The sequence below is a fragment of the Fodinisporobacter ferrooxydans genome, from assembly GCF_022818495.1.
Taxonomy (GTDB): Bacteria; Bacillota; Bacilli; order Tumebacillales; family MYW30-H2; genus Fodinisporobacter; species Fodinisporobacter ferrooxydans.
This window is the reverse complement of sequence record NZ_CP089291.1, coordinates 1,238,553-1,252,173: the sequence shown is the minus strand read 5'-3', so window position 1 is coordinate 1,252,173 and position 13,621 is coordinate 1,238,553. Positions and strand designations below refer to the sequence as shown.

At 46.4% G+C, this 13,621-nt stretch carries 7 protein-coding genes, 2 tRNA genes and 3 rRNA genes; 1 reads left to right on the top strand and 11 read right to left on the bottom strand.

All coding sequences use genetic code 11. The features are described 5' to 3' along the window. Nucleotides 1-57 precede the first annotated feature (57 nt). From serS to guaB, 6 genes are all read right to left on the bottom strand, one after another. A complete protein-coding gene (gene serS / locus LSG31_RS05885; protein WP_347438459.1) occupies nt 58-1,344 on the bottom strand; it encodes a serine--tRNA ligase in 1,287 nt (428 codons plus the stop codon). A 125-nt stretch (nt 1,345-1,469) separates the two neighbouring features. Then, a complete protein-coding gene (pdxT, locus tag LSG31_RS05880; RefSeq protein WP_347438458.1) occupies nt 1,470-2,057 on the bottom strand; it encodes a pyridoxal 5'-phosphate synthase glutaminase subunit PdxT in 588 nt (195 codons plus the stop codon). Between the two features lie 26 nt (nt 2,058-2,083). Beyond that, the gene (gene pdxS, locus LSG31_RS05875) at nt 2,084-2,965 is read right to left on the bottom strand and encodes a pyridoxal 5'-phosphate synthase lyase subunit PdxS (protein WP_347438457.1); all 882 of its coding nucleotides are present in this window, start codon (nt 2,963-2,965) and stop codon (nt 2,084-2,086) included. Between the two features lie 143 nt (nt 2,966-3,108). After that, nucleotides 3,109-3,258 (bottom strand): hypothetical protein, encoded by a 150-nt coding sequence (locus tag LSG31_RS05870; RefSeq protein ID WP_347438456.1) that lies wholly within the window; start codon nt 3,256-3,258, stop codon nt 3,109-3,111. A 63-nt stretch (nt 3,259-3,321) separates the two neighbouring features. Further along, nucleotides 3,322-4,569 (bottom strand): D-alanyl-D-alanine carboxypeptidase family protein, encoded by a 1,248-nt coding sequence (locus LSG31_RS05865; RefSeq protein WP_347438455.1) that lies wholly within the window; start codon nt 4,567-4,569, stop codon nt 3,322-3,324. A gap of 435 nt (nt 4,570-5,004) precedes the next feature. Next, nucleotides 5,005-6,465, bottom strand: coding sequence for an IMP dehydrogenase (gene guaB / locus LSG31_RS05860; protein WP_347438454.1), 1,461 nt, complete (start codon nt 6,463-6,465; stop codon nt 5,005-5,007). A 180-nt stretch (nt 6,466-6,645) separates the two neighbouring features. On the opposite strand from guaB, the gene LSG31_RS05855 reads away from it, so the two are divergent. Beyond that, nucleotides 6,646-7,743, top strand: a complete 1,098-nt coding sequence (locus tag LSG31_RS05855) for a YaaC family protein (RefSeq protein WP_347438453.1) — start codon at nt 6,646-6,648, stop codon at nt 7,741-7,743. 69 nt (nt 7,744-7,812) lie between these two features. On the opposite strand, the gene rrf is transcribed toward LSG31_RS05855, so the two are convergent. The 5 genes from rrf to LSG31_RS05830 all read right to left on the bottom strand — a co-directional run bounded on the left by rrf (nt 7,813) and on the right by LSG31_RS05830 (nt 13,443). Beyond that, nucleotides 7,813-7,929 (bottom strand): 5S ribosomal RNA (gene rrf / locus LSG31_RS05850). Nucleotides 7,930-8,388: 459 nt separating this feature from the next. Then, nucleotides 8,389-11,366: ribosomal RNA gene (locus tag LSG31_RS05845) — 23S ribosomal RNA — on the bottom strand. A 273-nt stretch (nt 11,367-11,639) separates the two neighbouring features. After that, nucleotides 11,640-11,715: transfer RNA gene (locus tag LSG31_RS05840), tRNA-Ala, on the bottom strand. A 10-nt stretch (nt 11,716-11,725) separates the two neighbouring features. Beyond that, nucleotides 11,726-11,802: transfer RNA gene (locus tag LSG31_RS05835), tRNA-Ile, on the bottom strand. A gap of 97 nt (nt 11,803-11,899) precedes the next feature. After that, nucleotides 11,900-13,443 (bottom strand): 16S ribosomal RNA (locus LSG31_RS05830). The 16S, 23S and 5S rRNA genes sit together here with 2 tRNA genes alongside, the layout of an rRNA operon. Nucleotides 13,444-13,621 lie beyond the last annotated feature (178 nt).

The window sequence follows — 13,621 nt, the reverse complement described above, 5'->3', positions numbered from 1 at the left end:
AATGACAAAGGGGAAAAACGATTGCAAAACAACAAGCGGAATGACCTATCCCCCTGCCTATTCCTCTGTACGACCAAGTGTCGTAATTCCCCCCATATAGGGAACCAACACATCAGGAACTTTCACGGTACCATCTTCTTGCTGGTAATTCTCAAGTATGGCAGCTACTGTACGGCCAACTGCCAAACCTGAACCGTTCAGCGTGTGGGCAAATTCGGGTTTTGCTTGCGGCTCCGGTCGAAAACGGATATTCGCGCGTCTTCCCTGAAAGTCTCCAAAATTACTGCATGAAGAAATTTCCCGATACATATCTTGAGAAGGCAACCAGACTTCCAAATCATATTTTTTCGCAGCCGCAAAGCCAAGATCCGCCGTACACATATCGAGAACCTGATACGGCAATTTCAACAATTGCAGAATCGTTTCTGCATTGCCGCGGAGTGCAAGCAATTCTTCCTGGGATGCAGACGGATGAACGATTTTTACTAGCTCCACTTTATTAAACTGATGTTGTCGAATCAATCCTCGTGTATCCCGACCTGCTGAACCAGCTTCAGAACGAAAGCACGGCGTATATGCGACAATATACTGTGGCAAATCACTTGCTGCCAGAATTTCATCGCGATATATATTCGTCAAAGGAACTTCAGCCGTTGGTACAAGAAAGTAATCTGTGTCCTGAAGTTTGAATGCATCTTCCTCAAACTTCGGCAATTGACCGGTTGCTGTCATACTGTCGCGATTCACGATAAACGGCGGCAAGACTTCCGTATATCCATGTTCTAACGTATGTATGTCGAGCATGAAATTAATAAGGGCCCGCTCCAAACGCGCACCAAGCCCTTTATAAACGGCAAAACGGGCGCCAGTAATCTTGCCTGCTGTTTCAAAATCGATCAAGCCCAATTCTTGAGCGATATCCCAATGGGGCTTCGGAGTAAAAGTAAATTGAGGCTGATCACCCCAAGTATAGATGACAACATTGTCCTCTTCCGACTGGCCATAAGGTACAGACTCATCCGGAATATTCGGGATGCTTAATATGACTTGTTGAATTTGCTCTTCAACCGTCCGAACTTGATCGTCCAGTTCTTTAATTTTCGCAGAAACGTCCCGCATTTTTAAAATTAACTCTTCCGCATCTTGTTTGTTTTTCTTTAAAACAGCTACCTCCTGAGAAACAGTATTTCTTGTATTCTTTAATGATTCCACTTCAACCAATCGTTCTCGTCTTGTCTTGTCAAGTTCGAGGAATTGGTCGACGGTTTCTGTTGGTTCTCCTCTGCGAATCAGAGATTGACGAACACGTTCTGGATCATTCCGAAGGATTTTGGGGTCTAACATCCGAACATACTCCCTTTGCTGATTTAATAACACCCATATGTATATTGACAGAATCGCTCATTTTTGCTGTTGATGTTCTTTTAATCAGTATGGACAATCATATGTCTATATAAAAATAGCGCCCATTAGGACGCTGATTTTTGTCTTGCGACCATATCGATAAAATAATGATGCAACCGGATATCTTCCGTCAATTCTGGATGAAATGAAGCCCCTAGTAAATTTCCTTGCTTTGCTGCAACAATGCGGCCATCATACTCACAGAGAATATCAACACCGGCTCCCGCTTCGATAATATGAGGTGCACGAATAAATACTGCAGGATACGATTCCTCTCCCAGAACCGGTATATTCAAATTCACTTCAAAGGATTCCCTCTGCCGCCCAAACGAGTTGCGGTCCACCTCAATATCCATCAATCCTAAATGTGAATAGTCTTCTCCATGAATACGTTTCGCCAATAGAATAAGACCGGCACATGTTCCAAACATGGGGATCCCGGAAACGGCCATTTCACGAACAGTATCCATAAGATCATATTTTCTCATCAATTTACCGATGGTCGTGCTTTCTCCCCCTGGCAAAACAAGACCTCCAAGATCCTTAAGATCTTCCACTCTCTTGACGCTGACGACTTCGTTTGCTCCTGCTGCCCGCAAGGCTCGAGCATGTTCTGCTACTGCCCCTTGCAATGCAAGTACTCCAACTTTCATGCTTGCTCACCTCTATAGTATGCCCCTTACCAACCCCGAACAGCCATGCGCTCCGTATCTTGCAAAGTAGACAATTCAATACCTTTCATAGCTGTTCCAAGTCCTTTTGATAAAGATGCGATTAACTCGTAATCCTCATAATGTGTAGTCGCTTCAACAATCGAACGTGCAAATTTTGCAGGATTTTCAGATTTGAAAATTCCCGAACCTACAAATACTCCATCTGAACCCAAGTGCATCATCAAAGCTGCATCCGCAGGTGTTGCAACACCACCAGCGGCAAAATTCACAACCGGCAGACGTCCACTTGTATGAACTTCCAATAAAAGCTCAAATGGTGCCCCTAAATTTTTTGCTTCCGCATATAATTCATCTTGTGACATAGCTTGTACTTTACGGATTTGTGCTTGCATGGTGCGCTGATGCTTTACTGCTTCTACAATATTCCCGGTACCCGGCTCACCTTTTGTGCGAATCATGGAAGCACCTTCTGCAATTCGGCGCAAAGCCTCTCCCAGATCACGCGCTCCGCAAACAAACGGAACTGTAAATTCGCGTTTATTAATATGATACTTATCATCCGCCGGTGTCAAAACTTCACTCTCATCAATATAATCAACACCCAAAGATTCTAAAATTTTGGCTTCTACAAAATGACCGATGCGTGCTTTTGCCATAACAGGAATGGAAACTGCCTTCATGACTTCTTCGACAATTGTCGGATCTGCCATACGGGCAACTCCACCGGTAGCACGGATATCGGCAGGAACACGTTCCAAAGCCATAACAGCCACAGCACCGGCTTCTTCCGCAACTTTTGCTTGTTCAGCATTTATGACGTCCATAATGACGCCGCCTTTTTGCATTTCTGCCATACCCCGTTTAACGCGCGATGTACCTACTTCCATGGTAACTAACCTCCCGATGCATATATAATTTCGATCTACATACAAATCAATAATAATACATAATCAATATACCATTTTACATGACTGGATTCGGATACACAATAAAGAACCGTGAATTTAACAAATCCATACAAAAATAAACGTTAATGGAGATCCTGTTTGCTCGCTTTTGGGTCATCAATACCTTTTTCTTGACGCATACGTCGCAAGAACGCACGAAACATAAAAAAACCCCCAGTAAGCAATACAAGCAATAATATGCTATTAATAATAAACATCGCCGTTGTAAGCATGGCCGATTCCCCTCACAAAACAGTCTCCTGAATTCGATATTTTCTTGAAAATATTTTTAAAACTTATTTCTTGAATAAATGGCCAATGCCGCTAAAGATTCCATGGAATAAATTTCCTATAAAATAGCCGATCCCGCGAAAAAATAACCGAATAAAACTTGCCTTATCATCATTTTTTGTTGCTTGAAGTTCTACCGTTTCAATGACTTTTCCATTTAAGATATATTCTAATTTCCCTATTTTTTGGCCTTTTTTTACAGGAGCAGTAATTGTACCAATCGATACATGTGTCTGGATCAATTTTTCTTGACCGGGCTGTACCGCTACATATGCATCTTCCACTGGGGCAAGTCCTACTTCCGTATTTACTCCTTTATTGACAGGTGCCGTTTGTTTTATCGGTTGATTTTTCGATGCTAATTTATATTCTTTAAAATTTTGAAATCCATAATCCAGCAATTTGGTCGATTCAGTAAATCTTGCTTCTTCTGAATTCGTCCCTAGCACCACATCGATTAAACGCATATTATTTTGTTGTGCTGTTCCCACAAAGCAATATCCGGCTTGATCCGTATACCCTGTTTTCAATCCGTCCAACCCCTGATATTTTCCAAGAAGAGTGTCTGTATTTTGGAAAATGTTCTGGCCGTTGCGGACAGTCATAGACTGAATACTCGTATATTTTAGAATGTCAGGATATTGGGTAATCAATGTTCTCGCGATAATTGCCAAGTCATGTGCACTGGTATAATGATTCGGATCATGCAAACCATCCGGGTTTGCGAAATGCGTATTCGTCAAACCTAATTTCTTGGCTTCCTCATTCATCCGATCAACAAAAGCTGGAATCGATCCTGCCAAGTATTGAGCCGTTGCAACTGCCGCGTCATTGCCAGATGGTACAGTAATAAATTTTATCATATCCTCTAGTGTCCATTTTTCCCCTTGTTTTAACCAAGCTCCGGAACCTTCTGTTTCAATTCGGATGGCCTCAGGTGTCACGGGAACGATATCTGTCAGCTTTGCTTTACCAGATTGTATCGCTTGCTCGATTAATAAGAGGGTCATCAATTTTGTAGTAGATGCCGGTTCCCTTCGTGCATCAATATTTTTCGCATAGAGAACTTGCCCCGTTTTCGCATCGATCAACTCGGCTGCGGGAGCATTAATAGTAGGAGGGGAAATCGTCATGGTATCATTGGCCGCTGCATATGCGTTGATATTCTGAACAGGAATCATGACAGTAGAAGTTAATAATGTCAGTATCAAGATTCCATGAATCTTGTTTGACCGATTTTTGAAAAGTTGCAAAACTATCATCCTTCCTAAATTCTTTCTATCAAAATCAGTAAATCTTAATTTTTCAAAAAAGTCTCCTTTTATTAGTGCGTGTTCAAAAAGTGGTTAAGTAAGACACAAGGAGTGCGAAGCCGAAGCACGAAAAGGCGACGGAGTGTACGTGTTTGGTACATGAGTAAGCCTTTTGGGGATTCGGCAAAGCAATCCGCCGTGGAGTTTTGACTACTTTTTGAACATCCTCTTTTATTAGTGCGTGTTCAAAAAGTGGTATTAAAAGAGTTCGTAATGAACATTTCTTTACGTCTAAAAGATCGGTTATTTAACTGAACAATAATAGATCAACAATCGCATTGTAACATAGATAAAACCAAGAAAAAAAGAATGCGGCACATTTCCGCATTCTCTAATTATTTCCATTCTGTTCAATATGGAAAATATAGAATATGTCTATTGGATGGTATAGTTTGGAGCTTCCTTCGTAATGTGTATATCATGCGGGTGACTTTCTTTTAATCCTGCACCTGTTATTCGAATAAAGCTGCCGTTTTCTTTCAAATCCGCAATGGTTGGCGTCCCGCAATATCCCATTCCGGCCCGCAATCCACCGACAAGCTGAAAAACGATATCTGCCAATACGCCTCGATATGGCACTCTTCCTTCTATGCCTTCAGGCACGAGTTTTTTCGCATCCTCCTGAAAGTATCGATCACCACTGCCTGCTTTCATTGCACCCAGTGAACCCATGCCACGGTATACTTTAAAACTTCTGCCTTGGTAGATTTCCATGTCCCCAGGACTTTCTTCAGTACCTGCCAGTAAGCTTCCGATCATGACTACATCGGCTCCGGCAGCAATTGCTTTCGGAATATCTCCTGAATACTTGATTCCTCCATCAGCAATGATCGGAATCCCATATTCTTTCGCAACTTTCGCACAGTCATAGACGGCTGTAATTTGCGGCACGCCTATGCCGGCAACCACTCGAGTGGTACAAATGGATCCGGGACCGATACCAACTTTTACGGCACTTACACCGGCTTGTATCAACTCTAATGTTGCCTCTCCCGTAGCGACGTTTCCTGCAATAATATCAAGATCCGAATATGCCTCCCGCAAAGAACGAACCACCTGGAGCACACCAGCCGAATGTCCATGAGCAGTATCCACTACAATTACATCGACACCCGCTTTTACAAGTGCATCTACCCGTTCAAACGTATTTCCTGCAATTCCAACAGCTGCACCCACCAATAATCTTCCATGGGTGTCTTTCGCCGCATTTGGGAATTTCTTCGCTTTTTCAATGTCTTTAATCGTTATTAGGCCTTTTAATATATAGTGATCGTCAACCAAAGGGAGTTTTTCAACTTTGTGGGTCTGTAAAAGGATTTTCGCTTCGTCTAAAGTAGTTCCTACTGGGGCTGTTACCAAATTTTCTTTTGTCATTGCATCTTCAATTTTTTTACTGAAACTTTGTTCAAATCTTAAGTCTCGATTTGTTATAATGCCGACTAATTTTCGCTCTTCATCAACGATAGGAACACCTGAAATCCTGTATTTTGCCATTAAAGATTCCGCATCAGAAATTTTGTCCCATGGATGCAGAAAAATAGGGTCTGTAATGACTCCAGACTCAGAACGTTTTACTTTATCGACCTCTTCAGCTTGCTCTTTAATTGTCATATTTTTATGAATAATGCCAATTCCGCCTTCACGGGCCATGGCAATTGCTAACTTCGCCTCTGTAACCGTATCCATTCCTGCACTCATAATTGGAATGTTTAATGTAATACGTTTTGTGAGCTGTGTCTGTACATTTACATCTTTTGGAAGTATCTCTGACTTTGCCGGCACCAACAAGACATCGTCAAATGTCAGTCCTTCCTTGGCAAATTTTTTCTCCCACATGTAATTGTTACCTCCCTAATGTATACTTTGTCCTCTGTCAGCGGATATTATGGCTAGTTTAACAACGCAGTCTTAGGGTGTCAAGAATAGTTGGATGTCATCCGAAAAGTCAAAATCATTGAAAAGTTTACATATTTATTACTTTATGTCAGTTACTTGTTTTTTGGAGGGACTCTATATATGGAGGCGATTCATCGGATCCGAACAGAACAACCCTATAAAAAAATGTGGGACATGTTTTATCTATTTGAAAATGAGGAAACAACTCGTACATTCCTTGAATTGCGATATCAAACTATCGGACGGCAAAATCCACAGCGTGATGCATATCTTGCCACACCGAAATTAATTTTTAATACCAAACAAGCAAGAGAATACTACCGTTCCGCTGAATTTTGCGACACCATAACAAAACCATTGCTCTTATATTATGGAATGGTGAGTCTGATCAAAGCATTAATTGTAACACGCAACCCGGAATACCCCACTTCGACAAGTGTTCTGAAACACGGGTTATCTACCAGAAAATTAAAACGAGAAGATTATCGATTTATTGAAGATGATGCGCGAATTCAAAAAGATGGTTTATTCCCAACGTTTTTTCAAATGTTTTTTGGAGTAACTCTTACGAGCCAACAAAAATTTCCTATAAAATACATGCTTGCAGCCATTCCCGATCTTCGTCATATGTTCGAACGACTATATGGACCAAGTTGTGTAGCGAATCTTACAATTTCAAATCATAAAAACTTCGACCCATCTCATTTTTTTAAAAAAGCAATTCAAGATCATCAAGATTGCATAAAACCAACGATTTATTCACATCTATGGGTTTGTGATCGCTCCATTTTACAAGGAGCGCAAAAAACAAAACAAGAAGCGCTCGATCTTTTACAAACATTTTGCTGTGAAGATGAAGTATATACAGATCTTGAAACACCAGAACCTGAAGGTTTATTGCAGATTTTACGTGTTGCCAAAATAGAATCGACTGTCGATCATCCGTTACTTTTCTATGATCTTATGGGTGAAAAATTTTTATATCTTCCTAAAAACGTTCATTTGCAAATCCCGGAAATCTGTATTCATTTTCTGATCATGTATGTGCTTGGAATGCTTTGCAGATATGAAACAGAGCGGTGGGGAGAAATCATTTTTCATTATTCTTCCCAAGATTTGATAATCATTCATGAATTTCTTTCCATATCCATGCGGAAATTTCCCAATTTAATATTAAATAAATTATTACAGGAAACATATTATTTTTATTCAGTATAAAAAATCGAATATAAAAGCGGAATGAATCTGCTAAATTGAGATACATTCCGCTTTTTAAAAATATTTATCGCCTGGCAACGTCCTACTCTTCCAGGAACCTGCGTTCCAAGTACCATCGGCGCTAGAGGGCTTAACGGTCGTGTTCGGGATGGGTACGTGTGTATCCCCTCTGCCATCATCACCAGACATCTGATTCTACTATAAGCTTCGAATTGCTGTGTCATTTCCCATCACTCGCTTCAGTCACGTACCAATACTGTACGCTCCTTCACTCGCTCCGGTCATTCCTTGCACTTCTCGCTTCTAGCGAATCATTTATTGAATCGCTTCGAACTACTGCGTCAGCATCTTTCGTTCCGTCAGTCACGTACCAAATACGTACGCTCCTTCCGTCACTCAAGCGCTTCCTTGTATTTCTCGCTTCTGATTCGACTCCATTCACTCCAAGCTTCGAATTGCTGTGTCATTTCCCATCACTCGCTTCCGTCACGTACCAATACCGTACGCTCCCTCACTCGCTCCGGTCATTCCTTGCACTTCTCGCTTCTAGCGAATCATTTATTGAAGCGCTTCGACAAGAAAGATGTTCTTTCAAAACCAGATGCGAATGCTATCGTACCCTTTGCGCACGTAAACCTTTTTGTTTAGGTTAAGTCCTCGACCGATTAGTATCTGTCAGCTCAATGTGTCACCACACGTACACTCCAGACCTATCAACCATGTCTTCTTCATGGGGTCTTACCTAGCTTCCTAGTGGGAAATCTCATCTTGAAGCGGGCTTCGCGCTTAGATGCTTTCAGCGCTTATCCCGTCCCGACTTGGCTACTCAGCGATGCAGTTGGCACCACAACTGAGACACCAGCGGTCGGTCCATCCCGGTCCTCTCGTACTAAGGACAGCACTTCTCAAATTTCCTGCGCCCGCGGCAGATAGGGACCGAACTGTCTCACGACGTTCTGAACCCAGCTCGCGTACCGCTTTAATGGGCGAACAGCCCAACCCTTGGGACCGACTTCAGCCCCAGGATGCGATGAGCCGACATCGAGGTGCCAAACCTCCCCGTCGATGTGGACTCTTGGGGGAGATAAGCCTGTTATCCCCGGGGTAGCTTTTATCCGTTGAGCGACGGCCCTTCCACTCGGCACCGCCGGATCACTAAGCCCGACTTTCGTCCCTGCTCGACTTGTAAGTCTCGCAGTCAAGCTCCCTTTTGCCTTTGCACTCGCCGCGCGATTTCCAACCGCGCTGAGGGAACCCTTGGGCGCCTCCGTTACGCTTTGGGAGGCGACCGCCCCAGTCAAACTGCCCACCTGACACTGTCCTCACACCCGCTTCAGGGCGTCGAGTTAGAAGCCGGATACTTCAAGGGTGGTATCCCAAGATTGACTCCACCAAGGCTGGCGCCCTGGCTTCGCAGTCTCCCACCTATCCTGTACATGAAGTACCCAACTTCCATATCAAGCTACAGTCAAGCTCCACGGGGTCTTTCCGTCTAGCCGCGGGTAACCTGCATCTTCACAGGTACTACAATTTCACCGGGTCTCTCGTTGAGACAGCGCCCAAGTCGTTACGCCATTCGTGCGGGTCAGAACTTACCTGACAAGGAATTTCGCTACCTTAGGACCGTTATAGTTACGGCCGCCGTTTACTGGGGCTTCAATTCAGAGCTTCTCCCGCAAGGGATAACCCCTCCTCTTAACCTTCCAGCACCGGGCAGGCGTCAGCCCCTATACATCGCCTTTCGGCTTAGCAGAGACCTGTGTTTTTGCTAAACAGTCGCTTGGGCCTTTTCACTGCGGCTCTCTCAGGCATTCGTAAAGAACACCCTACCAGAGCGCCCCTTCTCCCGAAGTTACGGGGCCATTTTGCCGAGTTCCTTAACGAGAGTTTTCCCGCGCACCTGAGGATTCTCTCCTCGCCTACCTGTGTCGGTTTGCGGTACGGGCACCGGTCCCCTCGCTAGAAGCTTTTCTTGGCAGTGTGAAATCAGGGACTTCGCTACTACAATTTCGCTCGGCATCACAGCTTGACCGTATGGAAGACGGATTTGCCAATCTCCCAGCCTTGCTGCTTGCACGGCCATCCAACAGGCCGCTCACCCTATCCTCCTGCGTCACTCCCTCACTCAAACGGTGACACGGTGGTACTGGAATTTCCACCAGTTGTCCATCGCCTACGCCTTTCGGCCTCGGCTTAGGTCCCGACTAACCCTGGGAGGACGAGCCTTCCCCAGGAACCCTTAGGCTTTCGGTGGACAGGATTCTCACCTGTCTTTTCGCTACTTATACCGGCATTCTCACTTCTCAGCCATCCACCAGACCTTCCGGTCTGACTTCCACTCGCTGAGAACGCTCCCCTACCACGTGCGCAAAGCGCACATCCATAGCTTCGGTGTCCGGTTTAGCCCCGTTACATTTTCCGCGCAGCGTCACTCGACCAGTGAGCTATTACGCACTCTTTCAATGGTGGCTGCTTCTAAGCCAACATCCTGGTTGTCTGTGCACCGCCACATCGTTTCCCACTTAACCGGAACTTGGGGACCTTAGCTGATGGTCTGGGCTGTTTCCCTTTTGACCACGGATCTTAGCACTCGTAGTCTGACTGCTGGAGATAAGGAAACGGCATTCGGAGTTTGACTGAGTTCGGTAACCTTGGACAGGCCCCTAGCCCAATCAGTGCTCTACCTCCATCCCTCTCGCTCCAACGCTAGCCCTAAAGCTATTTCGGGGAGAACCAGCTATCTCCGAGTTCGATTGGAATTTCTCCCCTACCCCCAGTTCATCCCCTGACTTTTCAACGTCAGTGGGTTCGGGCCTCCATTGCGTTTTACCGCAACTTCACCCTGACCAGGGGTAGATCACCCGGTTTCGGGTCGATGACCGCAAACTGCCGCCCTTTTCAGACGCGCTTTCGCTACGGCTCCAGCTTCTCGCTTTAACCTCGCTTGCGACCATCACTCGCCGGTTCATTCTACAAAAGGCACGCCGTCAGGCTAACCGGGGTCCCCGAAAAGTAATACTTTTTGGGGTGGTATGGCCCTCCGACTGATTGTAGGCACATGGTTTCAGGTTCTGTTTCACTCCCCTCCCGGGGTGCTTTTCACCTTTCCCTCACGGTACTGGTTCACTATCGGTTGCCAGGGTGTATTTAGCCTTAGGAGGTGGTCCTCCCGGATTCCCACGGGATTTCACGTGTCCCGCGGTACTTGGGGTTCGTCTCGAAGTCCATTTGGTTTCAGATACGGGATTGTCACCCTCTGCGATCGGCCGTTCCAGGCCGTTCTCCTACCCAATGGATTGATAACTTCGTATGAGACGCCCCGCAACCCCGCACATGCAAGCATGTGCGGTTTGGGCTATTCCCCGTTCGCTCGCCGCTACTTAGGGAATCACTGTTGTTTTCTTTTCCTCAGGGTACTTAGATGTTTCAGTTCCCCTGGTGTACCTTTCCGATCCTATGGATTCAGATCGGAATCCTGCGGTATGAACCGCAGGGGGTTGCCCCATTCGGAGATCCCCGGATCAACGCTTGCTTACAGCTCCCCGGGGCGTTTCGGCGTTCGCTCCGTCCTTCATCGGCATCTGGCACCTAGGCATCCACCATGCGCCCTTATTAACTTAACCTAGGCGACTCTACCTATCGGCTTCGAATTGCGTTGTCAGATCTTTCGTTCATCGTTCACATAATTCCATTATGCTCACTTCTTCACGAAATCTCTTCCTAGCACTTCTCGCCGCTAGCGAGTCGCAGCTTGGTGCTGCATGAAACAAGCATACCAAAAAACCGTTAAGCGCTCGGGTAAAACATTTGATGAAATTGTGTACTGCTCGCGCAGTTACCACGCATTGTATTCATCCTGTATACGATAGAATTCGCTATCCAGTTTTCAAAGAACATGGTGGAGATAAGCGGATTCGAACCGCTGACCCCCTGCTTGCAAGGCAGGTGCTCTCCCAACTGAGCTATATCCCCAAAATAAATATGGTGGGCCTAAGTGGACTCGAACCACTGACCTCACGATTATCAGTCGTGCGCTCTAGCCAGCTGAGCTATAGGCCCATAGGGAATATTCCCTCAAAACTAACCAAGTGCAGGGCAATGTTCGTGTAACACAAACACTCTTTTTCGCATCCCTATAAGGGACTTATATCCTTAGAAAGGAGGTGATCCAGCCGCACCTTCCGATACGGCTACCTTGTTACGACTTCACCCCAATCATCGACCCCACCTTCGGCGGCTGGCCCCAAATGGTTGCCCCACCGACTTCGGGTGTTGTCAACTCTCGTGGTGTGACGGGCGGTGTGTACAAGGCCCGGGAACGGATTCACCGCGGCATGCTGATCCGCGATTACTAGCAATTCCGGCTTCATGCAGGCGGGTTGCAGCCTGCAATCCGAACTGTGAACGGTTTTCAGGGGTTGGCTCCGCCTTGCGGCTTCGCATCCCGTTGTACCGCCCATTGTAGCACGTGTGTAGCCCAGGTCATAAGGGGCATGATGATTTGACGTCATCCCCGCCTTCCTCCGGCTTGTCGCCGGCAGTCACCTGTGAGTGCCCAACTGAATGCTGGCAACACAGATCAAGGGTTGCGCTCGTTGCGGGACTTAACCCAACATCTCACGACACGAGCTGACGACAACCATGCACCACCTGTCACCGCTGCCCCGAAGGGAAGGTGTATCGCTACACCGGTCAGCGGGATGTCAAGACCTGGTAAGGTTCTTCGCGTTGCTTCGAATTAAACCACATGCTCCACTGCTTGTGCGGGCCCCCGTCAATTCCTTTGAGTTTCAGTCTTGCGACCGTACTCCCCAGGCGGAGTGCTTAATGCGTTAGCTTCGGCACTGGAGGTGGTACCCTCCAACACCTAGCACTCATCGTTTACGGCGTGGACTACCAGGGTATCTAATCCTGTTTGCTCCCCACGCTTTCGCGCCTCAGCGTCAGCAATCGGCCAGTAAGGCGCCTTCGCCACTGGTGTTCCTCCACATCTCTACGCATTTCACCGCTACACGTGGAATTCCCCTTACCTCTCCGACGCTCAAGCACTCCCGTTTCCAAGGCCATCCCAGAGTTGAGCTCTGGACTTTCACCCCAGACGTGAAATGCCGCCTGCGCGCGCTTTACGCCCAGTGATTCCGGACAACGCTTGCCCCCTACGTATTACCGCGGCTGCTGGCACGTAGTTAGCCGGGGCTTCCTCCTCGGATACCGTCAACGCACGGGCATTTCCTCCCGTACGGGTTCGTCTCCGAAGACAGAGTTTTACAACCCGAAGGCCTTCATCACTCACGCGGCGTTGCTCCGTCAGGCTTGCGCCCATTGCGGAAGATTCCCTACTGCTGCCTCCCGTAGGAGTCTGGGCCGTGTCTCAGTCCCAGTGTGGCCGGTCACCCTCTCAGGTCGGCTACGCATCGTCGCCTTGGTGAGCCGTTACCCCACCAACTAGCTAATGCGCCGCGGGCCCATCGAATCGCGGTCCGAACGGACCTTTCCGTCTCCCTTCATGCGAAGGAAGAAACTATCCGGTATTAGCACCCGTTTCCGGGTGTTATCCCAAACGATTCGGCAGGTTGCCCACGTGTTACTCACCCGTCCGCCGCTAACGATGCAAAGCAAGCTTTGCATCGTCCGCGCGACTTGCATGTATTAGGCACGCCGCCAGCGTTCGTCCTGAGCCAGGATCAAACTCTCAAATGAAAGTTTTTACCCTGTCAGAATCATTGCTGACTAATGACAGGAGTTACATATATAACTCCCTGCACTTGTTTAGTTTTCAAGGAACTTCTAGATTTATAAAACATGAGTCCCAAACAATACTCTAATAAAATATCAAAATCGAGTATATATGTCAAGTTCAAATTCATATTCTTTCGTT